The sequence below is a fragment of the Streptomyces catenulae genome (genome assembly GCF_000718015.1).
Taxonomy (GTDB): domain Bacteria; phylum Actinomycetota; class Actinomycetes; order Streptomycetales; family Streptomycetaceae; genus Streptomyces; species Streptomyces catenulae.
Genome location: NZ_JODY01000014.1, coordinates 45,689 through 66,154 on the forward strand (window position 1 = coordinate 45,689; position 20,466 = coordinate 66,154).

The 20,466-nt window shown below is 73.0% G+C and carries 21 protein-coding genes and 1 pseudogene; 14 read left to right on the forward strand and 8 right to left on the reverse strand.

Going from position 1 to position 20,466, the window contains the following annotated elements; all coding sequences use genetic code 11:
* The first annotated feature begins 5 nt into the window (after positions 1 to 5).
* Entirely contained in the window at positions 6 to 1,445 is a 1,440-nt protein-coding gene (locus tag IF23_RS0114635) for a M1 family metallopeptidase (protein ID WP_030283656.1), read from the forward strand.
* Between the two features lie 113 nt (positions 1,446 to 1,558).
* Complete coding sequence (locus IF23_RS0114640) at positions 1,559 to 3,253, forward strand: DUF885 domain-containing protein (protein WP_030283658.1); 1,695 nt, start codon at positions 1,559 to 1,561, stop codon at positions 3,251 to 3,253.
* 82 nt (positions 3,254 to 3,335) lie between these two features.
* Here the strand turns inward: IF23_RS0114640 and IF23_RS0114645 are convergent, their stop codons facing one another.
* A complete protein-coding gene (locus IF23_RS0114645) occupies positions 3,336 to 3,905 on the reverse strand; it encodes a GNAT family N-acetyltransferase (RefSeq protein WP_030283660.1) in 570 nt (189 codons plus the stop codon).
* A 260-nt stretch (positions 3,906 to 4,165) separates the two neighbouring features.
* Here IF23_RS0114645 and IF23_RS34035 point away from each other — a divergent pair, with 260 nt between their 5' ends.
* The 4 genes from IF23_RS34035 to IF23_RS0114660 all read left to right on the forward strand — a co-directional run bounded on the left by IF23_RS34035 (position 4,166) and on the right by IF23_RS0114660 (position 6,720).
* The gene (locus IF23_RS34035) at positions 4,166 to 4,381 is read left to right on the forward strand and encodes a hypothetical protein (RefSeq protein ID WP_157848014.1); all 216 of its coding nucleotides are present in this window, start codon (positions 4,166 to 4,168) and stop codon (positions 4,379 to 4,381) included.
* A 149-nt stretch (positions 4,382 to 4,530) separates the two neighbouring features.
* A complete protein-coding gene (locus tag IF23_RS32050) occupies positions 4,531 to 5,202 on the forward strand; it encodes a DUF4232 domain-containing protein (RefSeq protein ID WP_030283662.1) in 672 nt (223 codons plus the stop codon).
* A 272-nt stretch (positions 5,203 to 5,474) separates the two neighbouring features.
* Positions 5,475 to 6,143, forward strand: coding sequence for a guanitoxin biosynthesis heme-dependent pre-guanitoxin N-hydroxylase GntA (gntA, locus tag IF23_RS0114655; RefSeq protein ID WP_030283664.1), 669 nt, complete (start codon positions 5,475 to 5,477; stop codon positions 6,141 to 6,143).
* A 142-nt stretch (positions 6,144 to 6,285) separates the two neighbouring features.
* The gene (locus IF23_RS0114660; protein WP_030283666.1) at positions 6,286 to 6,720 is read left to right on the forward strand and encodes a VOC family protein; all 435 of its coding nucleotides are present in this window, start codon (positions 6,286 to 6,288) and stop codon (positions 6,718 to 6,720) included.
* Positions 6,721 to 6,782: 62 nt separating this feature from the next.
* Here IF23_RS0114660 and IF23_RS0114665 read toward each other — a convergent pair whose 3' ends face one another.
* Positions 6,783 to 7,376 (reverse strand): TetR/AcrR family transcriptional regulator, encoded by a 594-nt coding sequence (locus IF23_RS0114665; RefSeq protein WP_030283668.1) that lies wholly within the window; start codon positions 7,374 to 7,376, stop codon positions 6,783 to 6,785.
* 138 nt (positions 7,377 to 7,514) lie between these two features.
* Between IF23_RS0114665 and IF23_RS0114670 the strand changes: the two genes are divergently transcribed.
* Positions 7,515 to 8,489, forward strand: a complete 975-nt coding sequence (locus IF23_RS0114670) for a quinone oxidoreductase family protein (protein WP_030283670.1) — start codon at positions 7,515 to 7,517, stop codon at positions 8,487 to 8,489.
* Between the two features lie 25 nt (positions 8,490 to 8,514).
* On the opposite strand, the gene IF23_RS0114675 is transcribed toward IF23_RS0114670, so the two are convergent.
* Positions 8,515 to 9,624 carry a PP2C family protein-serine/threonine phosphatase gene (locus IF23_RS0114675; RefSeq protein ID WP_051739573.1) on the reverse strand — a complete coding sequence of 370 codons (1,110 nt, stop codon included), beginning with the start codon at positions 9,622 to 9,624 and terminating at the stop codon, positions 8,515 to 8,517.
* 608 nt (positions 9,625 to 10,232) lie between these two features.
* Between IF23_RS0114675 and IF23_RS0114680 the strand changes: the two genes are divergently transcribed.
* Positions 10,233 to 10,892, forward strand: coding sequence for a ScbR family autoregulator-binding transcription factor (locus IF23_RS0114680; protein ID WP_051739574.1), 660 nt, complete (start codon positions 10,233 to 10,235; stop codon positions 10,890 to 10,892).
* A 37-nt stretch (positions 10,893 to 10,929) separates the two neighbouring features.
* On the opposite strand, the gene IF23_RS0114685 is transcribed toward IF23_RS0114680, so the two are convergent.
* Entirely contained in the window at positions 10,930 to 11,592 is a 663-nt protein-coding gene (locus IF23_RS0114685) for a ScbR family autoregulator-binding transcription factor (protein ID WP_030283674.1), read from the reverse strand.
* 280 nt (positions 11,593 to 11,872) lie between these two features.
* On the opposite strand from IF23_RS0114685, the gene IF23_RS0114690 reads away from it, so the two are divergent.
* The gene (locus IF23_RS0114690; RefSeq protein WP_051739575.1) at positions 11,873 to 12,730 is read left to right on the forward strand and encodes a ScbA/BarX family gamma-butyrolactone biosynthesis protein; all 858 of its coding nucleotides are present in this window, start codon (positions 11,873 to 11,875) and stop codon (positions 12,728 to 12,730) included.
* A gap of 106 nt (positions 12,731 to 12,836) precedes the next feature.
* Here IF23_RS0114690 and IF23_RS0114695 read toward each other — a convergent pair whose 3' ends face one another.
* Together IF23_RS0114695 and IF23_RS35390 are read right to left on the reverse strand one after the other, a co-directional pair.
* Positions 12,837 to 13,610 carry an SDR family NAD(P)-dependent oxidoreductase gene (locus tag IF23_RS0114695; protein WP_030283678.1) on the reverse strand — a complete coding sequence of 258 codons (774 nt, stop codon included), beginning with the start codon at positions 13,608 to 13,610 and terminating at the stop codon, positions 12,837 to 12,839.
* Between the two features lie 303 nt (positions 13,611 to 13,913).
* Positions 13,914 to 14,663, reverse strand: a complete 750-nt coding sequence (locus tag IF23_RS35390) for a DUF4232 domain-containing protein (protein ID WP_030283680.1) — start codon at positions 14,661 to 14,663, stop codon at positions 13,914 to 13,916.
* Between the two features lie 511 nt (positions 14,664 to 15,174).
* Between IF23_RS35390 and IF23_RS0114705 the strand changes: the two genes are divergently transcribed.
* From IF23_RS0114705 to IF23_RS0114715, 3 genes are all read left to right on the forward strand, one after another.
* Positions 15,175 to 15,849, forward strand: coding sequence for a hypothetical protein (locus IF23_RS0114705; RefSeq protein ID WP_245654982.1), 675 nt, complete (start codon positions 15,175 to 15,177; stop codon positions 15,847 to 15,849).
* A 64-nt stretch (positions 15,850 to 15,913) separates the two neighbouring features.
* The gene (locus IF23_RS0114710; protein WP_030283683.1) at positions 15,914 to 16,609 is read left to right on the forward strand and encodes an alpha-ketoglutarate-dependent dioxygenase AlkB family protein; all 696 of its coding nucleotides are present in this window, start codon (positions 15,914 to 15,916) and stop codon (positions 16,607 to 16,609) included.
* A gap of 80 nt (positions 16,610 to 16,689) precedes the next feature.
* On the forward strand, positions 16,690 to 16,926 hold the full coding sequence (locus IF23_RS0114715) for a DUF2277 domain-containing protein (protein WP_030283685.1): 237 nt from the start codon (positions 16,690 to 16,692) through the stop codon (positions 16,924 to 16,926).
* A gap of 49 nt (positions 16,927 to 16,975) precedes the next feature.
* On the opposite strand, the gene IF23_RS0114720 is transcribed toward IF23_RS0114715, so the two are convergent.
* On the reverse strand, positions 16,976 to 17,596 hold the full coding sequence (locus IF23_RS0114720) for a flavin reductase family protein (RefSeq protein ID WP_030283687.1): 621 nt from the start codon (positions 17,594 to 17,596) through the stop codon (positions 16,976 to 16,978).
* 227 nt (positions 17,597 to 17,823) lie between these two features.
* On the opposite strand from IF23_RS0114720, the pseudogene IF23_RS31205 reads away from it, so the two are divergent.
* A pseudogene (locus IF23_RS31205) lies at positions 17,824 to 18,675 on the forward strand (DnaB-like helicase N-terminal domain-containing protein); the annotation flags it as partial.
* A 43-nt stretch (positions 18,676 to 18,718) separates the two neighbouring features.
* Here the strand turns inward: IF23_RS31205 and IF23_RS0114730 are convergent.
* Entirely contained in the window at positions 18,719 to 19,861 is a 1,143-nt protein-coding gene (locus tag IF23_RS0114730; protein WP_030283689.1) for an FAD-dependent monooxygenase, read from the reverse strand.
* Positions 19,862 to 20,025: 164 nt separating this feature from the next.
* On the opposite strand from IF23_RS0114730, the gene IF23_RS0114735 reads away from it, so the two are divergent.
* Entirely contained in the window at positions 20,026 to 20,361 is a 336-nt protein-coding gene (locus IF23_RS0114735; RefSeq protein ID WP_030283691.1) for an ArsR/SmtB family transcription factor, read from the forward strand.
* Positions 20,362 to 20,466: the final 105 nt, after the last annotated feature.

A 20,466-nucleotide genomic window follows, 5' to 3' on the forward strand; every position in this document is an offset into this window, starting at 1 on the left:
CAGACATGTGCAGTTGGACCCGCCGTACGTTCGTGACCGGCGCCCTGTCGACCGCCGCGCTCAGCCTCGCCGCGGACGGCGCCCCCACCGGCGGCCACGCCCGCCGCAGCGCCACCGGGCGCCGCCCGGGCGCCCCCTCGGCCGCCGGGTACTTCCCGGCCCACGGCGACCTGGGCTACGACGTGACGCACTACGACATCCGCCTCGCCTACCGGCCGCGGGGCCGGGCCCTGGACGCCGTCGCCCGGATCACCGCCGCCCCGGCCGAGCCCCTGGAGCGCGTCGCCTTCGACCTCGCCTCCCGGCTGGACGTCACCGGCGTCGAGGTGAACGGCGCGCCCGCCCGCTTCCGGCACCGCCACGGCAAACTCCACCTCGCCCCGGCGGCGCCGCTGCTGCCCGGCGAGCCGTTCACCGCGGCCGTCCGCTACCGGGGGCGGCCGGGCCCGGTGCGCAGCCCGTTCGGGGCGATCGGCTGGGACTACACGCAGGGTTCCGGTGTGGTCGTGGCCAGTCAGCCGCTCGGCGCCCCGTCGTGGTTCCCGTGCAACGACCGGCCCGACGACAAGGCCGCCTACCGCATCACCGCCACCGTCCCCGAGGGTCTGCACGTGGTGGCCAACGGCGTCCTCCAGGGCCACTCCCCGGGCCCCGGCGCGACCCGGACGTGGACGTACGAGCACGCCCACCCCATGGCGAGTTATCTGGCGCAGGTCCAGATCGGGCGCTTCGCCTTCAGCCACCAGCGCGGCGGGCCGGTGCCGCTGCGCAACGCCTGCCCGCCGCACCTCACCGAGCGCTTCGCCCACGACTTCGGCCGCCAGCCGCAGATGATGACGCTCTTCTCCCGGCTCTTCGGCCCGTACCCGTTCGAGGTCTACGGGTCGGTGGTGGTCGACGCGGAGCTGGACGAGCCGGTGGAGAACCAGACGTACGCGCTGTTCGGCACCAACCACCTCGACGGACGGCGCACCAGCGAGCACCTGGTGGCGCACGAGTTGGCGCACCACTGGTTCGGCAACAGCGTCAGCCTCACCGACTGGCGGCACATCTGGCTCAACGAGGGGTTCGCCACCTACGGCGAGTGGCTCTGGTCGGAGCACTCCGGCGGGCCCGGCGCCCATGAGCTGGCCGCGTCGAACTGGTCCGATCTGGCCGATGACGCCCAGCGGATGCGGATCGGCGCGCCCGGCCCGGCGCACCTCTTCGACGACCGGGTCTACTCCCGCGGCGCCTGCACCCTCCAGGCGCTGCGCACCACGCTGGGCGACGCCACGTTCTTCGCCCTGCTGCGGAACTGGGCCGCCCGCTACCGCCACGGCAGCGCGGGCACCGAGGAGTTCATCGCCCTCGCCGAAGCCCACAGCCACCGCCCGCTGCGCTCCCTGCTCCACTCCTGGCTCTACGCCCGCCGCCTGCCGCCGCTGCCACCGGAGCGTGTCTAGGGGCGGGCGGCCGCTCCGTGGGGGCTATCGACCGCTCCGTCCCGCGGTGTGACCTCTGTTCGCCCCGGCCGAAATTCGTGACGTGGACAGCCTGGACATACGAGGATGGCGGCATGTCGCACACCCACGTATCCGACCCCTCCCTGCCCCGTCAGGTCGCCGACGCCTACGTCGACGCCCTCGTCGCCCTGGACCCCGTCACCGGCACCTACCTCGGTGACGCCGCCTCCTCCGACCGGCTGCCCGATCTGTCCCCCACCGGGCAGGAGGCCCTGGCCCAGCTCGCCCGCACCACGCTGGAGCGCCTCACGGTCGCCGAGGCGCTGCCGGGGGCGGCGAACTCGGTCGAGCGGCGCTGTGCGCGGTTGCTGCGGGAGCGGTTGGAGGCGGAGCTGGCGGTGCACGAGGCGGGCGAGGGGCTGCGAGCGGTCAGCAATCTGGGCTCACCGCTCCACCACGTCCGGGAGATCTTCACCCTCACGCCGTCCGGGACCGACGAGGAGTGGGCGGCCATCGCCCGGCGGCTGCGCGCCGTCCCGGACGCCCTGGAGGGGTACCGCGCCGCCCTCGACGCGGGGCTCCGCCGTGAGCTGCCCGCCGGTCCGCTCCAGGTCGCCACGGTCGTGGAGCAGTTGGACGAGTGGATCGGCGCGGGTACCCGCAGTTGGTTCGCCGAGTTCGTCGCGCCGGGGCCGCAGGCGCTCCGCACCGAGCTGGAGGAGGCGGCGTCGGTGGCGACGGGGGCGCTGGCGGAGCTGCGCCACTGGCTGCACACCACCTACGCCCCGGCCGTCGCCGACGCCCCGGACGTGGTGGGCCGGGAGCGCTACGCGCGGCTGGCGCGGTACTACACCGGGATGGACCTCGATCTCGACGAGGCGTACGCGTACGGCTGGTCGGAGTTCCACCGGCTGCTGGCGGAGATGCGTACCGAGGCGGAGAAGGTGCTGCCCGGTGCCGCCACCCCGTGGGAGGCGCTGGCCTGGCTGGACGGCAACGGCACGCACATCGAGGGTGTCGAGGAGACCCGGCGCTGGCTCCAGGAGCTGATGGACGACACCATCGCGGAGCTGGACGGCACGCATTTCGCGCTCTCCGCGCAGGTGCGGCGGGTCGAGTCGCGGATCGCGCCGCCCGGCAGCGCCGCCGCGCCGTACTACACCCAGCCGTCGCTGGACTTCAGCCGCCCCGGCCGCACCTGGCTGCCCACGATGGGCGAGACCCGTTTCCCGGTGTACGACATGGTGACCACCTGGTACCACGAGGGCGTGCCGGGCCACCATCTCCAGCTGGCGCAGTGGGTGCAGGTCGCGGACGATCTCTCCCGCTACCAGACCACCTGCGGGATGGTCAGCGCCAACGCCGAGGGCTGGGCGCTGTACGCGGAGCGGCTGATGGACGAGTTGGGTTTCCTGACCGACCCGGAGCGGCGGTTGGGGTACCTGGACGCGCAGATGATGCGGGCGGTCCGGGTGATCGTCGACATCGGGATGCATCTGGAGCTGGAGATCCCGGCGGATGCGCCGTTCCACCCCGGTGAGCGGTGGACGCCGCAGCTGGCGCACGCGTTCCTGGCGGCGCACTGCAGCCGCCCGGCCGATTTCGTGGAGAGCGAGATCGTCCGCTACCAGGGCATCCCGGGGCAGGCGATCGGCTACAAGCTGGGCGAACGCGTCTGGCTCCAGGGCCGCGAGGCCGCCCGTGCCCGGCACGGCGCCGCCTTCGACCTGAAGGCGTGGCACATGGCGGCCCTGTCGCAGGGTTCGCTGGGCCTCGACGATCTGCTCGCGGAGCTCTCCGCGCTCTGACCCGTGCCCCGGCCGGAACGCGGGCGCGGTCCCGGGTTCCGGCCGGGCGCCGTTCCGGGAGGCGCCCGCGCGGCGCCGCCCGTCAGCGCCCCGGTGCCTTTGCCCGGGGCGCCACCGCGACCACGTGGTAGACGCGTTCACCGACGACGACCTCGCCCAGGGGTGTCATACCGAATCCGTCGACGTGGACGCGCCAGGACGGCCGGTTGGCGGCCTCGATGAAGGCGACGAGGGCGTCCGCGCGGCCGTCGGCGGCGCCGCACGCCATGGTGAACAGCCGCCGCGCGACGCCCTGTCCCCGGTGGGCCGCGTCCACGACCAGCGGTCCGTACAGCAGCCAGCGCACCGCGCGCAGCGGGCGGCCCTGCCAGCGGAGGGTGTCCTGTGCGGCGAGCAGCGCCCGGACCGGGGGCGGCGGGGCGGGCAGGCTCTCGGGGGCGGAGAGGGCGAGGAGCCCGGCGAGCTGTCCGTCGTCGTCCGCGAGGAGGAGCCCGCCGTGCGCGGCCATCGCCCGCAACGCGCCCTCGTCCAGGCTTCCTTGGACGAATCCCTGGTCGGCGCGTTGTTCCGGGGTGAGGGCGTCGTGGTGGTTGGCGGCGAAGAGCGCGGCCATGGCCGGCGCGTCGGCCTCGGTGGCATAGCGGTACTGCATACGCCGATGCTGTCACGGACGGGGCGCGGGCGCGGCCGGACACCCGGCGGAACCGGCGGCCGGGCCCGACCGGCCTCGCGGACGGCCGTCTCCGGGTAGCGCCCGGCAGGCAACCCATCGGGCGCCAACGGTGTTCTCAAGAAGAGAAGTTGGTGGGAAATGGGCGCGAAGCGGGCGCCCACGGAGGAGGAAGGGGGCATCCGGTGCGCGAGAAAGACCCGATCACGGACAGGTCCAGGCCAGCCCACTAGGCTGACACCGTGTCGAGAAGCGAGTTGGAACGGCTGGCCCGGATCCGGATGCAGGTGACGAAGGAATCGCTCGAAGCTGCCATGGCGGCGCTCCAAGGGCATCCGGTGGATACCGAGCCCGGTTCCGACAACGGAAGGCGGCGCACTCCCGAGCCCGAACCCGAGCCCGTCGAAGGGCCCGACGACGAGACTCCCCCGCCTCCGCGGCTGCGTCTCCTGCCCTGACCAGGATTTTCACCGTCCGCACCGGACGCGCTCCCCTGAAAAGCATTGGTGAAAGATTCACTCGCAGTGGGTGGAGGGTGAGAAGCGGATCGCATTCTGTTCGGAGCACGAACCACCGGACCGTCCGTTCCTCATGAGGTAGCACCATCATGCGCACCGCACTTCGCACCCGCTCCGCCCTCGGACTCGCGTCCGTCGCGGTCCTCTCCCTCTCCTTGACCGCCTGTGACGGAGGCGCGGACGGGGCGAAGGCGTCCCACGCCACGAGCAGCTCCGCCGCGCGGCCCGAGGGCGGCACGGACAGACCGGCCGACAGCTCCCCGGCCCGGCCGGCGAGGAGCGACGAGGCCCAGGCGTCCTCAGCCGCTCCGGCCCGGGACCCCAAGAGCGACGCCGGTGCGGCGGACGACGCCTGTGCGCCGCACACCACCGGGTTCGCGCTGAAGGAGGCCGATGGGAGGCCGTCGGCGGTGCTGCTGACGGCCACCAACAACGGCTCCGCGCCGTGCTCGATGTACCACGCGCCGTTCGTCGCCGACCCGGTCGCCGGTCACCGCCTCACCGCCGACCCGGACACCACGCCGCAGGCCGTGGTGGTGCTGGCGCCGGGCCGCACGGCCTACGCCGCGATCGTCCTGCGGCGGCAGGAGTCGACGCAGAACCACCGCACCAAGACCGTGAACGTCACGCTCGCGAGCAAGGAGAACACCGGCACGGACGGTCACGTCGCGGTCTCCTTCCCCGGTCCGGCCGGTCTGCAGATCAACCCGAGCACCCGGGTCACCTACTGGCAGTCCACCGAGGAAGGCGCCCTCGGCTGAGGGCGGTTGCTCCCGTGCCTCGGCCCCGGTCGGCACGCCGCCGCCCTCGGCCGAGGCACGGTGGCCGAACGAGCCGGGCGGAGACCCCGTGGCCGACCCGGTGCCCGGGAAGTAGGGGTTGCCGGTGGGGCGAAGTGGATGCGCGGCGGAGGGCTCGTCGTGCACCATGACTGACCAGGCACTTCCGGTGTTTTCTTGACGCCGGGGCCGTGATCGTTCTTGACTGCCACGGTCATCCCCCCACGGGGCACCTCTCATCGAAGGTCGTGAACATGCTGGCTGACGCCCCCTCCGCCACCGAAGTGGTCGGGCAGTTCCTGCTCGGTGACTCGTTCGCCTGCCTGGCCGGTCGTTCGGCCTGGCGGCAGGGCGGGATCACCCATCGCCATTACACCTGGCTCGGTGACGACGGGGCGGCGCGGCAGCTGGCGGAGGATCTTGAGGCGTATGTGGCGGCCGTGGACTGGACGGCCAAGCCCTTCACCAGCTTCGTCGCGACGTTCTCCGGGCCGCTGGAGGTGCCGGAGACCGAGTTCGAGCGGCTGATGTGGCAGCAGTTGCAGGGCGTGCACGACCACGACAGCCTGACGCACGGCTGGGCCGAGGGGTACGACCACGATCCGCAGTCGGGGGAGTTCGCCTTCAGCGTCGCCGGTCACCCGTTCTTCGTGATCGGACTCCACGAGACCCATGTCCGCGTCGGCCGTCGCCCTCCGTTCCCGATGCTGGCGTTCAACTCCCACGCGCAGTTCGACCGGATAAAGGCGGCCGGGCTCTGGGACCGTCTCCAGGAGAAGATCCGCAAGCAGGACATCGACCTCCAGGGCGACATCAACCCCAACCTGCTGGAGTACGAGAAGCTCTCGGAGGCGCGGCGCTACTCGGGCCGCCCGAAGCCGGCGGACTGGGAGTGCCCGTTCTCCGCCCAGGTGAACGGCTGACGTTGACGGACACGGCACGGGCCCGGCGGGGAGACCCCCGCCGGGCCCGTCGTCTTCCGTGGACCTCGGCGTCGCCCCCCCCCGGCAACAGGGTTGTCCACAACGGAAGATGCGCCGCGGAGCGCGCTGTTAGGGTGCGCCGATGTCATCGATCAAGCAGGTCCAGATCACCTTCGACTGCGCGGACCCCGAGCGCGTCGCCCGCTTCTGGTGCGAGGTGCTGGGGTACGTCGTTCCGCCGCCGCCGAAGGGCTTCGCCTCCTGGGACGCGTTCGACCGCTCGCTGCCGTCCGGGCGTCAGGGTTCGGCGTTCGCCTGCCAGGATCCCTCCGGTGTGGGCCCGCGGCTGTTCTTCCAGCGCGTCCCCGAGAGCAAGGTCGTCAAGAACCGCGTCCATCTCTGCGTACGCGCCGGAACCGGGCTCGTGGGGGCGGAGCGTCTCGCCGCGCTCCAGGCCGAGCGCGCGCGGCTCACCGAACTCGGTGCGACCTGCGTGAACGTGCTGGTCGCCGATGAGTACAACGAGTCGTGCATCGTGATGCAGGACATCGAGGGCAACGAGTTCTGCCTCGACTGAGCACCGGCGGGCGGTGATCCACCTCCCGCCCGGAGGCGGGGCGGTCGCCGCGGGCCGGGCCGTCACGCCTCCAGCGCCCCCGTCGCCAGCAGGCGCAGCGATTCCGCGAGCCGCCGGGCCTCCCCCTGTCCCAGCAGGTGCACGATCGGTCCGCTCCGCAGGGCGCCGAGCAGGATGTGGGCGAGCAGTTCGGCATCGAGGTCGGGGCGTTCCTCGGCGATCAGCCCGCTGATGTGGCCGTGCCAGAAGCGGTAGACGGAGTGCTGTTCGCGGGCGTCCTCGTCGCTGTCGCGGGCGGCCGTCGCCGTCTCGCCGAGGGCGGCCAGCAGACCCTTGTTCCGGCCGACCACCTCCACGACCGCGTCGAGGAAGGCCGACAGCCGGTCCCGGGGAGCGGCGCCCGGGCCCAGCGGCGGGGGCCCGTCCGTCACCGCTTCGCGCAGGGCGTGGGCGCGTTCCACCATCAGCTCCCGCATCAGGCCCGCCCGGCTGCCGAAGCGGTGGAAGACCGTCCCCTTCCCGACCCCGGCCGCGGCGGCGATCCGTTCCATCGAGACCTGCTCCGGCGGGTACTCGGCGAGCAGCCGCTCGGCAGCCTCCAGGATCGCGCGCCGATTGCGTGCCGCATCGGCCCGTTCGCGGCGGACTTCGGTCATCGCCTCTCCCCTCATCCGGGATCACCACCGGGAACGGCTGATCCCGGCTCCTCCGTGGACAACTGGACCGACGGTCCAGTACGGTCGAATTGGACCGCCGGTCCATTTTAGCCCGTGCACGATGCAGGGAGAGCTGTCATGCGACGCATCCGTTACCACTCCTACGGTGGCCCCGAGGTCCTCGCGCTGGAGGAAGCTCCCGTCCCCGTCCCGCAGTCGGGGCAGGTGCTCATCCGCGCCGAGGAGATCGCCGCCAACTTCGTCGACACCCAGCTCCGGCGCGGTCTGGCCCCGGCCGAGCTCTACCCGCGCCCCTTCCCCCGGCCCCTCACCGGCGATGTGGTGGGCACGGTCGAGGCGGTCGGGCCGGACACGGATCCCGGTCTGGTCGGGCGGCGCGTCGCCGCGTCCACCGAGGACGCGTTCGCCGATCTGACCGTCGCGGACGCACGATGGCTGGTCCCCGTGCCCGACGGGCTCGGCGCGGGCACGGCGGGTGCGCTCCCCATGGTGGCGCCGGTGGCCCTGGGCACGCTGCGCGCCGGGCGGGTGGCCCGGGGCGAGACCGTTCTGGTGCACTCCGCCGCGGGCACCATCGGCCACCTCGCCGTACAGCTCGCCAAGGTGCTCGGGGCGGGGACGGTCATCGCCACCGCGGGGACGGCCGCCAAGCTGGAGTTCGCCCGGAGCCACGGCGCCGACATCGGCATCAACTACACCGACGAGGACTGGCCGGACCAGGTCCGCGCGGCGGCGCCCGCCGGGGTGGACGTCGTCCTCGACGCGACCGGCGGCGAGATCCTGCGCCGCAGCCTGGAGGTGCTGGCCCCGTACGGGCGGCTGGTGGCGTACGGCGCCGCGAGCGGGGAACTCGGCAGCGTCCCCGTCGCCGATCTGTTCGCGCTGCGCTCCGTCACCGGCTACTCCTTCCTCGCCGCGCGGGCGGCCGAACCCGAGCAGGCCCTTGAGGACCTGGCCGAACTCACCCGGTACGCGACCCGGGGGCGGCTGCGCGCGGCGGTCCACGCCCGGCTGCCGCTGACCGGGACCGCCGAGGCGCACCGGCTGTTGGAGAGCCGCGCTCACCAGGGCCGCGTCGTGGTCGTCCCGTAGGCGGCCGGGCGGACCCCGACGCCCTCTACGGGGTGCCGCCGCGCCGGATCGCGAGGGCCGCCGCGTCGTCGGCGAGCCGTCCGCTGGTGTACCTCAGCAGGTCCGCGTGGAGCAGCCGCAGCACGTCGCGCGGGCCGTGTCCGCTCCATGCGGCGGCGCGTTCGGTCAGCGGGTAGAAGGTGCCCTCGGCGTTCCGCGCCTCGGTGACGCCGTCCGTGAAGAGCAGCAGCAGATCGCCCGGTGCGAAGGGGAAGGTGTCGACGCGGAACGACGCGGGGCCGCCGAGACCGCCGAGGCCGATCGGCAGGGCGACGTGCCGGGCGTCGAGGGTGCGCACCTCCCCGTCGCGCAGCAGCAGCGGCGAGGGATGACCGCAGGTGATGGTGTGGACCTGCGGGGTGCGGTCGGGGATGTCGAGGAGGGTGGCGGTGACGAAGACCTCCTCGTCGGGGGTGTCGCTCCCCCACTGCACGGCGTCCCAGCGGATCGCGCCGTCGAGATGGGTCGCGAGGGCGGGCAGCGGCGCCTTGCGGTGCGCCGCCGCCCGGAAGGCCCCCAGCAGCAGCGCGGCGTGCCCGTACGCGGGCAGTCCCTTGCCGCGGACGTCGCCGATGAGCAGCCGGGTGGAGTCGTCCGTGCGGGCGGCGGCGTAGAGGTCGCCGCCCATCTCCGCCTCCTCCTCGGCGGCGAGATAGAGCGAGGCGATCTCCAGGGGGCCGCTGCGGGCGGGCGGTGGACGCAGCAGCACCCGCTGGGCGACGGCCGCCACCGAGCGGGTGGTGGCCAGCCGCCGTTCGATACGGTCGCGGACCACGGTGAAGATCACCACCAGGATGCCGACGATGATCAGTGCGGCGATCTGCACCTGGTGGTTGCGGGAGGTCGCGTCGCCGCTGATGATCCCGATGACGACCTGGGCGACGACGGCGAGCGCCGCGATCACCCCGGTGACCAGCGGCCCGGCGAACGCCGCGGTGAACGTGGGGGCGGCCACCAGCAGCGGCCCGAGGTGCACCTCCGGCGGGAAGAGGCTGTCGACGACGCAGATGGCGCAGATGAGCGCGAGCGGGATCAGCACGAGATACCGGGTGAGGTCCCGGCGGTCCCGCAGCGCGCGCAGCTCACGAAAGGCCATGTGTCATGCTCGCACCGCTGCGGCCGACGCGCCCGGTGGCCCGCGCCGGGCCGGGGCCCGCGTCGCGCCCGTTCCCCCGACTGCCCGCAGACCGCCCACCCGTGGTGACGGCGGCGCGACGGACTGAAGCGGGCATGTGACGTACCGGCCCGGGCGAGCGGTCGGCCGCGGCGGCCGCCTCTGGGGCGGCGCCTCCGGTCGGGCCGCGGCCGGAGCGTCACACCGCGGCCACGGCGGCGGCCCGGCGATCGGCGCCGCACCGGCCGTCCGAGACGCCGCGCCAGGAGCCGACCCGAACCCCGTCACCGGGCCGGAACGCTCTGGCGGACGTACCGGCCGGGGCATCCCTCCCGAAGCCTCACCTTTCAGGCCACTTCATCCCCCGGTGCCAGGATCGGGCCAGCCACCCGAACCCCTCCCCAACTCCCTTTTCCCACAAGGCATCCCGTCTCTCGACCACTCTTCCGGGCGGTGGAAATCAGACCGGGGCGTTGGTTTTATGGGGCCATGACCCGCCCCCACCCGCAGCTTCCCCCCACCTTCGTGTGCCGCCGCACCGGCGCGGCGCCCGGTCCGGCCCGGTGCGTCCGGGCCCCGGGAGGTGCCCGATGAGTCGGCAGCCCCGGTCTGCGCAGACCCGGCGGGCGCTGATCCGCTCCGCCGCCCAGACCTTCGACGAGCACGGCTACCCGCGGGCGAAGCTCAGCGCGATCAGCGCGGGGGCCGGGGTGAGCACCGGCGCGCTGCACTTCCATTTCGACACCAAGGCGGCGGTCGCCGCGGCCGTCGAGGAGGAGGCCGCGCGCACGCTGCACGAGTCCGCCCGCACCGTCCGCCATCTCACCCCGGACCCGCTCCAGGCACTCGTCGACACCACCCACGTCCTCGCCCGGCAGTTGGCCACCGATGTCGTCACCCGCGCCGGATACCGCCTCAACTGCCAGTCTGCGCACCGCTCCGGACCCGACCTGCGCGCCCGCTGGCATGTGTGCGTATGCGAACTCCTCGACCGCGCCGAGGAACAGAACCTGCTGGTACCGGGCCTGGCGGCCGAGGAATCGGCGGCGGCTCTGGTGGGGGCGACGACCGGATTCGAGGTGCTCGCCCGCGAGGACGCGGCCTGGCTCACCCCGTCCGCGGTGACCGGCCTGTGGCGGTCGTTCCTGCCGATACTCGCGGGCCCCGGGGCGCCGCAGACCCCGGAGCCGTCCGGACCGCGAACGGCTCCACGCGGGCGACCGCGGGCGGCTTCGGCGTTGGTGCGGTAGGCCGGGCGGGGTCGAACTCCCGCCACGGCCGGGCGGTTCAGGCGCCCGGGGCGGCGGCGTCCGCGCCGAGGGAGTTCCGGTGCGCGCGCCACATCCGGGCACCGCGGTCGGCGGCGGTGTCCAGCCGTCCGAGCACCCCGGGGACGGCCATGCCCGGCAGGACGTGGTCGTAGAGCGCGGCGATCTTCTCCTCCAGGCGGCCACCGGCGATCGCGGAGTTCACCACCTCGACGCCGGTCCAGGCGCCGACGAAGAGCGCCGCGGTCTCCTGCGGGTCGATGTGCGGCAGCAGTTCGCCCTGATCCTTGGCCTGTTGCAGCATCTCGGCGAGGTAGTCGATCCAGCCGGGCCAGGAGGTGCCGAGGAGCGCGCGGGCGTGCTGGTCGGCGGAGAGCGTGATGGAGGCGCGCAGCAGCGGCTCCCGGGGCAGGCGGTGGGCCAGGACCATGCCGACGTCGACCCACTCCTGCAGCTTGGATTCCTGCGGCAGGACGCCCTCGGTCGTCAACGCCTCGCCGAGCACGCCCCGGGCGAGGTCTTCCTTCGAGGTGAAGTGGAAGTACAGCGCGCCCTTGGTCACGCCCGCCCGGCCGAGGATCTCCGCGATGGTCGCGGAGTCGTAGCCGCGTTCGTCGAAGACCTCTCCGGCCGCCTCCAGAATCGTGCGCCGAGTCTGGATCGCCCGTGCCTGCCGCGCCATCAGGAGACCTCATTCGTCAGTCGCCGCCGGTGCCTCCGGCTCCGGACGAAGCGGGTGTCCGGTGGGTTCGAACACCGGATCGTCATTATCTTCAGCGACGCATTGCAAAGAAAACCGGGCAGTACGTATCTTAGCATTTGCCGGAACCGCCGGTTCAGTACCAGACCACCGCACCAGGGGAGTCGAGTGCCCAATGCTGCTCATACCGAGCCACTCCGGCCGGCCTGAACTGCCGCACAGCTCACGTCAGCCCGATACGCCGGAGCGGGCAACTTCCGCGGTGCGCAAGGAATTCCTCCATCTCAGCTTCGACGACTCCGTCTTCCTGACGGGGTGCGAGCGGCGCGGGGAGCTGGAGTTCGCCCTCACGGCACGCTGGCCCGGCTTCACCGGAGCCGGGGACGGCGGGGTGCGGCACGAATCCCTGATCGTGGCGCAGACCATCCGGCAGGCCGGACTCCTGATCGCCCATGCGGAGTTCGGGGCGCCGCTGAACCACGCGGTGCTGCTGCGGACCTTCGACTTCTCCCTGGAGCCGTCCTTCCAGCCGCCCGAGGGTGAACCGGTCGACCTCGTCCTGCATGTGTCCGGTACGGATCAGCGTCGGCGCGGCAACCGGCTGACGGGCCTGCGGCTGGAGATGAAGCTGACCACCCCGGAAGGCGTGCGGATCGGCGACGGGGCCACGGACTTCGAGTGGATCGCCCCGGCGGTCTACCGGCGGTTGCGCGGTACGCACGTCGACGCCGTCCGGGACCAGCCGCACCTGCCCGAGCCGGTGGCGCCCGGGGAGGTGGGGCGCCGCGACCCGGCGGAGGTGGCGCTGTCACCGACCGAGCGGGCCCGGCGCTGGCAACTACGGTGCGACTTCTCCAACCGGCTGCTGTACGACCACCCGGTCGACCACACTCCGGGGCTGGTGCTGATCGAAGCCGCCCACCAGGCGGCGCGGTTGACGGCACCGGCCTCGTTCGTTCCCCGGGACGTCAGGACCTCGTTCGACCAGTACGTCGAGTTCGACGCGCCCTGCTGGATCGAGGCGGAGATCTTCGACGGTACGGCCGACGGGGACGGTTTCCGGGTCGTGGTGCACGGCTACCAGGACGACCAGCAGGTCTTCCACAGCACACTGAAGTAACGGCAGCCCGGCGGGCGGAGGCCGGTGGGCCGCGGGTGGTACCCCGCGGACCGCGGCGCTCCGGCCGTCGCCGGGCGGCCCGGGCCGGGCGGGTCCGCCGCCCGCCTCAGACCATCGTGAAGCCGCCGTCGACCGGCACCACCACGCCCGTGACGAACGACGAGCGGTCGCTGCACAGCCAGGCCGCGGCCTCGGCGATCTCCTCGGCGCGGGCGGTGCGCGCCTGCGGGGTGGCGGCGTGCAGCCGGGGCTCCAGCTCCGGGTTGCGGTCGAACCAGTCGGCGATGATCTCGCTGCGGGTGGTGCCCGGCGCGACGCTGTTGACGCGGATGGACCGGTTCGCGTATTCGGCCGCGGCGGCTTTGGTCAGACCGGCGACGGCGTGTTTCGACGCGACGTAGGGCGCGGCGGCCGGAATGGACTGCAATCCGCCGACGCTGCTGTTGTTCACGATGGAACCCCCGCGCGGGTTCTGCAACATCGCCCGTATTTCGTACCGCAGGCAATTCCAGGTGCCGCGGACATTCGTTTCCATGATCTGTTCGTAGACCGTGTCGTCCATGAGATGCATGGCGTCCTGGTCACCGCCGACCCCGGCGTTGTTGAACGCCGAATCCAGTCGGCCGAAGGTGTCGAGTGCGAGGTCCACGACCCTGCGCACCTCGTCGGCGCGGGTGACGTCCGTCGGCGCGTACACCACCTGTGCGCCCTTGTCCCGCAGCTCGTCGGCGAGGGCGGCGAGCCGGTCGGTGCGCCGGGCGGCGAGGACGAGGGTGGCCTGTTCGGCGGCGAAGACCCGGGCCGCGGCGGCGCCGATGCCGCTGCTGGCTCCGGTGATCAGAACGACTTTGCCGGCGAGAAGGCCGTGTTCGGTAGTCACGGCCGGATTCTGGCACGCCCCATTCGACGGAATTCCCGGAGAATAGGACGCGGCGGTCTGGTTTTCCTCAGCGATTCCCGCACCGGGCACCCGGAAGGTCGCTTTCGAACCCCTGGCGGCCACCCGGAGCACCGGCATTTCCAAACCGTACGGTCTGGAAATTACGCGCCCGGCGCATTCCGGGAATTCGGGGACACCGGGATGGTATGGCGCAACCGCTCCCCTCCCCCACCGCATGCGAACGGCGCGGTCACCGGTACGTGGTGACCGCGCCGTTCGGCCGGGTCCGGCGGACGGGCCGCGTCAGCTGAAGGTGCCGGGCTCGACGGCGGTGATGGTGAACTCGCCGCCGCAGACACGGAGGTTGCCGCTGCCCGTCGTCATGGACTCCTTGGAGCCCGGCGCGTAGACGTACACGTAGTCGCCGCGCTTCCAGCACGGGGTGTCGGAGACGCCTTCGTTGACGGTGTGGACCAGGGCGTGGGCGCTCGCGCCGGGCGCCAGACGGACGGTGCCGCCCGCGCCGCCCTCGCGGGTGGCGGGCGTGCCGATGCGGGTGCCGTCCCGGGAGATCAGCGAGACGCCGGGGTAGCCGCGGAGCGTGCAGCTCTTCTTGCCCTTGTTGGTGAAGGTCAGCGGGTAGCGGAAGTTCCCGGCACCGGCGTCGGGGGTGCCCAGCCGCAGCGACAGCTGGGCGGAGGTGCAGCGGTCCGACGCGGTGAGCGCGGACGGGGAGTCGCTCCCGGCGCCCGGGGTGGCCTTGCCGGGCCGGTGCCCGGGGCTCGCGGGGGTCGGCTTCTCGGCTCCGGGGGCGTGGCCGGGCGCGGTGGATTCCTCGGCTCCGGCGCTGGGCCCGCCGTCGGAGGGCCGCGCCTCGCTGCCGGAGGGCCGGGGCGCTTCCTGACCGGCGGTGGGCGACGATGCCGGAGCGGCGTGTGAGCCGGAGCTGCCGGAACCCTCCTGGCAGGCGGTCAGTGCGAGCGCGGCGACGGCGATCAGCGACCCGGCTGCCAGACGGCGGCCGCGGCCGAGAGCCTTGCTGGTGAGCGACATGCGGCTCCCCCTCGGGTGGTGGGTGGGTACCCGCCTTGCGTGGGTACGCACGGTCGAATCGGCTGCCCGGCCAGCGTGCCCCGGGGCGCTGGCAGGTGGCTAACGGGGCGCTAACGCCTCACTAACGACGACGCGGTGCGTTCGGTCTCCCGTCGGCCGCGCCGACCCTCGACGGCAGTATGAACCTCCCGGCGCCGCGGCGCCTTCGGACGGCCCCGTACCTCGCGAAGCCGCAGGTCCCGGGCCGGTTGCCCGGTCCCGTCCGGCCCGGGCCCGGCGACCGGGGACGTCCATCGGCCGACCGGCTCCGTTGCGTAGGGCGCATACGTCGTTCGGGGGCGGCCCGCACGGCGTACGCCGGTGGACATTACGGCGGACGCCCGCGCCGTGTCCAGGGCCGGGAAACGGGTGAGCGTCCTCCTCGCGGCGGGGCTGACGGGCCGTCGGGGGCGCCGATCACCATGGCGGATTTCCGCCGGTCCGCCGCCGGGCAGCGGCGCAGAATCGAGGGGTGACCATCCATGGCAAGCGGCGGCACCGGTCGGGCCGGGGTCCGGTGGCGGGCGCCTCCGGGACGCCCGACCGTCCGCCGGACGAGGGGGAAGCGATGCCCGTACGCGACGGTGCGGAACGGCGTACGGCGAGTCCGCTGCTCCCCGCGGCGGAGGTGGCCGCGCAGCTCAGCGGCGTCCCCGCGCCCGCCGCCCCCACGGACGCCGAACTGGCGGCGGTGCTCGCCCTGCTGACGGCCCCGCCGGGTGTCCGGCGCCCACGGGTCGACGCGGTGGTCGTCGGGCACAGCCGGGACGCGGTGTCGGTCGCGGCGGCGCGGGCGTTCGCCGAGGCGTGGCGGGCGGCCGGGCGGCAGGTGTGGGCCACCGTCGACTGGCCGGAAGAGGCCGCTTCATGGCTCCGGTTCGCAAACCGGCTGACCGCTCCGGAGCCGGATGCCTGGGTGATCGCGGCGGCGCCGCGGGGCTGGGCCCGGATGAGCAGGCGGCTGCGGCACAGCACCGGCTGGGATCCCGCCCGTACGGTCGGTTTCGCGGCGCTCGGCGACTCCCGGCTCGCCGCGCTCACCGGCCCCGGAACCCTCGACGGCATGCGGGGCGCCACCGCCGACGGACACACCTGGCTGATCGACCGGGGCTGGGTCACCCGCACCCTGCCCGGACCGCCCGCGTGACGCACCGCGAGTGGCAGCCTGGAAGGGGCACGGCAAGCGGCCCACCGGGGACGAAAGGAAGCGGATGACGACGCCACTGCCCGGGTTCGAGGGGCTCGGCGGCCCGGCGGGCGGTGCGCCGCGCGCCCGGCGGCAGCTCGCGCCCGGGGTGGTGCACGTACCGGACTGGCTGGACGCGGCGGCGCAGCGGGAGCTGGTCGTGGCGTGCCGGGGGTGGGCGCGCGGTCCGGTGCCGATCCGGCACACCAGGCTGCCGCGCGGCGGGGTGATGTCGGTCCAGACGGTCTGCCTCGGCTGGCACTGGCAGCCGTACGCGTACACCCGCACCGCCGACGATGTGAACGGCGCGCGGGTGGCCGCCTTCCCGGACTGGATGGTGGCGCTGGGACGGCGGGCGGTGACCGAGGCGTACGGGGACGCGGCGGCGGGCGACGGGTACACCCCCGACACGGCGTTGATCAACTTCTACGACGAGGCGGCGCGGCTCGGGATGCACCAGGACAAGGAGGAGCGGTCCGGGGCGCCGGTGGTGTCGCTGAGCATCGGTGACAACTGCGTCTTCCGGTTCGGCAACACCGAGAACCGCGGCCGTCCGTACACCGATGTGGAGCTGCGGTCCGGGGACCTCTTCGTGTTCGGCGGACCGTCCCGGTTCGCGTACCACGGGGTGCCGAAGGTGTATCCGGGCAGCTGCGATCCCGCGTGCGGGCTGCGCGGCGGGCGGCTCAACATCACGATGCGGGTCACCGGTCTCGGCTGACCGCCGCGGCGTCCCGGTCGGCGCCGCGTCCCGGTCCCGTCCGGCTGCCCGGTGGGCCCGGGCGGAGGCAGACTGGGAGCATGTGCCGCAGCATCAAGACGCTCCGCCCGCCCATGACGCCCGACGCCACCGAGGACGACATCAGGGCGGCGGCCCTGCAGTACGTCCGCAAGGTCTCCGGGTTCCGCTCCCCCGCCGCCCACAACCGCGAGGTGTTCGACGAGGCGGTGGACGCGGTGACCGCCGCCACCCGCGAACTGCTGGACGGTCTCCAGATCCGGGGCGGCCACCCGGCCACCGGGGGCGAGGCCCGGTAACGGGCGTCCGGGGCGGCGGAGGCGGACGCCCCGGAGCGCCTGGGTCGGGTCAGGCGCCGGGGCTGCTCGGCCCCTGCCAGTCCGTGTGCCGGATGCGGGAGAGTTCGCGGATCTCGCCGAGCGTGCCCCATTCGTCCTTGCCGAGGCGGCTCAGCGGACGTAGCCGCCCGATCTCGGCGTGCCCGTCGACCAGGACCTCCTCGGAGACCGCGGCGTGCACCACGCGCCCGAAGACCACGGTGGAGTCACCGATCCGCACCGTGCTGTGCAGCACACATTCCAGCGCCACCGGCGACCCGGCCACCCGCGGCGGCGCCACCCGCAGACTCGCCTCCGCGGCGACCCCCGCGGCCTCGAACTCGCTGACACCGTGCGGGAAATCCGTCCCGGTGTCATTGACCTGCGCGGCAAGCCCCTCGGGAGCGAGATTGACCACGAACTCACCGGTCGCCTCGACATTACGCAACGAGTCCTTCCGCCCCACGGACGTGAACTGCACAACGGGCGGGGCGACGGCGGCGATGGTGAAGAACGAGTGCGGGGCCAGATTGGGCGTGCCCTCGGCGGTGACCGTGGACACCCAGGCGATGGGCCGGGGCACCACGGTGGCGGTCAGCAGCCGGTAGAAGTCGGTACGGGGCATCTCGGCGGGGTCGAAGTCAACGCGCATGATGATCAGTATCCACCGCGCCCCGAGCGGCTCGCCCACGCGCCGGTCCTCCTGCGCGACGGTCGGTGGTGGTGGGTCAGCGGTCCCGGAGCGATTCCCGCCACCGACCCCGCGTTCACCAGCACGCTGAACGGGTTCTCCCAGGCGATGGCAGCGGCCGACCGGGCGGTCACCGCCCTCCATGCCCGCCGGAGCGGGACCGACACCCCCAGTACCAGGGGACGGCGATGAACCCGCTGATGACCACGGAGCAGGCAGTACTCGGCGCCGTCCTGCTCGACCCGGACCAGCTCTCGCACCTGGACTGGCTCACACCGGATCACTTCTCCCGCCCCGTCCACCGAGCACTGTTCGCCGCACTGCGCACGCTCCGCGACGACGGCCACCCCGCGCTGGACGAGCAGCCCGTGCCGCTGTCGTGGGTGACCGATGCGGTCGACGAGGCCGACCGCCACGTTCGGGGGCTGACCTCGTCGTAGGCCCACACCCTCATCCAGTCCTGCCCGCGCCCCGCACACGCTCCGGTGTACGGCCGCATGGTGCTGGAGGGCGCCATCCACCGCACCATCACCGAACACACCGTCCGCCTCCACCAAGCAGCGCGTGCCGACGCGCTGCGGGGCGACGTCGAGGAAGCCCTGCACCACGCCGACGTTCTCACCGGGGTACTCGGCGATCTCGCACGGCGGTGGGGAACGGAACCGCACCCGGTCGCGCCAGCTGCTCCGTCGGCCACCACACCGGTCGTCCCGCCGGTCCGGGCCGACCGCGTCGCCGAGGACGAGCGATTCCTTCTAGCTGTCCTCGTCGAGCAGCCGAACGCCGTGGACGAGGTCGTCGGTTGGCTGCGACCGGGCGACTTCACCGACCCGGCCCACGGGCAGCTCTACCGCTGCCTCGGCGCGCTCCACCACCGGGGTGAGCCCGTCGACCGCATCACCCTGCTCTGGGAGGCCCAACGACGCGGCCTGCTGGCCGACGGCACGCTCTCCGGCGACCAGCTCACCGCCCTCTGCGACGGCGTCGTACCCGAGCCGGGCTCATCGGACATGGCGGCGCCAACCCGGCTGAGAGCTACCGCGGAGCTGCGTACCGACCGGTGACCGGTCGTGCGGGCCCGGTCTACCGGTTCGCGGCTTCGCGAGAGGCGATCCGGTTTGTGCGACCGACCGCGCGGCCCACCGCGTTGCGCACCGCGAGGCCCGGCCGGGTGCGGGGCACCATGAGCCTGGAGAGCAGACCGACGCGTCGCTGCCGCGGGCCTACCTCACGGCGGAGCCGCGACTCGTAGGCGGCGAAGGCGCGGGCGTGATCACCGGGATGGGCGGCGAGCTCTTCCATGAGGGCGTACGCGCCCGCCATCGCCATGCTGGACCCGTCGCCCAGCAGGGCCGTCGCCGCCGCCGCGTCCCCGAGCAGTACGACCCGTCCGCGGGACCACGAGGGCACCCGGACGGTGGTCAAGGGGTCGAAGAACGGAGCCGGGTGGTCGAGGAAGGCTGCCACGAGTTCCGGTGCCCGCCACCGCACGTCGGCGTAGGCGTCGGCCACGGTCTGCTTGTGAAGGGCGATGTTCTTGCGGTCGTGGGGCGTCGGCTGTGCGGCCCGGAAGGTGAAGATCGCGAGCGGGGTGGTCCGCGAGGGGTGGAGGACCAGCATCCGGTTCGGCACGGTCAGCATCGTCATCTCGGTCGGGTCCTCGATGGCGTCGGGTTCCAGCGGGACGGTCGCGCCGTACAGGCCCAGGTCGCTCGCGAACTGCCGCTCGGGCCCGAATACCAGGCGCCGTACGGTGGAGTGCATCCCGTCGGCACCCACTACCAAGTCGAAGCGCCGTGGCGCGGACCGCCGGAAGGTGACGTCCACCCCGTCTTCGTCCTGGTCGAGAGCGGTGACCGTGTCGTCGAACAAGAACTCGGCCTCGGTCTGCGCCGACCGGTGGAGCACCTCGGACAGGTCGGCTCGGGTCACTTCGACCGTCGGCGCCTTGTCCGAGGTGAGCGGGAGTTGCAGGATTCGCCTGCCGCCGGGGTCGAGCAGGGTCAGTGACCGATTGCGGGTGGCGAGCTCGTGGAGCTGCGGGAGGACGCCCATGCGGTCGGCGACCGGGATCGCGGGCCCCTTCACGACGATCGCGCTACCACCGGAACGCAGCTGCCGGGCGTGTTCGACGACCGTCGGCCGGTAGCCATTCCGGGAGAGCCAGTACGCGAGTGCGGGCCCTGCGATTCCGGCACCGACTATCAGCACCTCGGGCTTCTTCATGACGATGACCTCTCGGGGGGCGATGGCCAGGTCCCCGGCGCGTGCCGAGGCCGGGTCTCAGGGCGCGGCGGCACGGGGCGGCGCACCAAGGTACGATCAATTTCGTACCTCAGAGAAGCATGCCCTTCAGGTACGATGCAAGTCGTACCTGAAGGAGGTGCCGCGTGGCCGGGAGGAACCTGGTCGGCCCGGAGGCCGATGCGCTCGATCTGGGTGCGGTGTTCCGCGCCCTCGCCGACGAGCACCGTCGTTCGGTGATGACGGAGTTGGCCGCCGACCGCAGCGACAGCGAGCGGGGCTGCAACTCGTTCGATCTTCCGATCTCGAAGCAGACCCAGACCCACCACTTCCGGGTCCTGCGCGAGGCAGGTCTCATCGACGAGATCGACTACGGCAACCGCAAGGGCATCCGGCTACGTCGCACGGACATCGAGAAGAGATTCCCCGGGCTCCTCGCGCTCCTGGGGGAAGAGCCTCCGGGCGATACCGCTCCTCGCTGAGCACAGCTGAGCACACCGGAGGGGAGTGCGATTCGGCCCTGAACCGTGAGCTCGACCGGATCCAGCTCGTGCCCGGCTCGCAGGTAGCCGGGCACGACGCGGGTA

Coding starts and splice junctions, on each gene's coding strand:
- IF23_RS0114635 (WP_030283656.1), top strand. CDS start 6: ATGTGCAGTTGGACCCGCCGTACGTTCGTGACCGGCGCCCTGTCGACC.
- IF23_RS0114640 (WP_030283658.1), top strand. CDS start 1,559: ATGTCGCACACCCACGTATCCGACCCCTCCCTGCCCCGTCAGGTCGCC.
- IF23_RS0114645 (WP_030283660.1), bottom strand. CDS start 3,905: ATGCAGTACCGCTATGCCACCGAGGCCGACGCGCCGGCCATGGCCGCG.
- IF23_RS32050 (WP_030283662.1), top strand. CDS start 4,531: ATGCGCACCGCACTTCGCACCCGCTCCGCCCTCGGACTCGCGTCCGTC.
- gntA (WP_030283664.1), top strand. CDS start 5,475: ATGCTGGCTGACGCCCCCTCCGCCACCGAAGTGGTCGGGCAGTTCCTG.
- IF23_RS0114660 (WP_030283666.1), top strand. CDS start 6,286: ATGTCATCGATCAAGCAGGTCCAGATCACCTTCGACTGCGCGGACCCC.
- IF23_RS0114665 (WP_030283668.1), bottom strand. CDS start 7,376: ATGACCGAAGTCCGCCGCGAACGGGCCGATGCGGCACGCAATCGGCGC.
- IF23_RS0114670 (WP_030283670.1), top strand. CDS start 7,515: ATGCGACGCATCCGTTACCACTCCTACGGTGGCCCCGAGGTCCTCGCG.
- IF23_RS0114675 (WP_051739573.1), bottom strand. CDS start 9,624: ATGGCCTTTCGTGAGCTGCGCGCGCTGCGGGACCGCCGGGACCTCACC.
- IF23_RS0114680 (WP_051739574.1), top strand. CDS start 10,233: ATGAGTCGGCAGCCCCGGTCTGCGCAGACCCGGCGGGCGCTGATCCGC.
- IF23_RS0114685 (WP_030283674.1), bottom strand. CDS start 11,592: ATGGCGCGGCAGGCACGGGCGATCCAGACTCGGCGCACGATTCTGGAG.
- IF23_RS35390 (WP_030283680.1), bottom strand. CDS start 14,663: ATGTCGCTCACCAGCAAGGCTCTCGGCCGCGGCCGCCGTCTGGCAGCC.
- IF23_RS0114710 (WP_030283683.1), top strand. CDS start 15,914: ATGACGACGCCACTGCCCGGGTTCGAGGGGCTCGGCGGCCCGGCGGGC.
- IF23_RS0114715 (WP_030283685.1), top strand. CDS start 16,690: ATGTGCCGCAGCATCAAGACGCTCCGCCCGCCCATGACGCCCGACGCC.
- IF23_RS0114720 (WP_030283687.1), bottom strand. CDS start 17,596: ATGCGCGTTGACTTCGACCCCGCCGAGATGCCCCGTACCGACTTCTAC.
- IF23_RS0114730 (WP_030283689.1), bottom strand. CDS start 19,861: ATGAAGAAGCCCGAGGTGCTGATAGTCGGTGCCGGAATCGCAGGGCCC.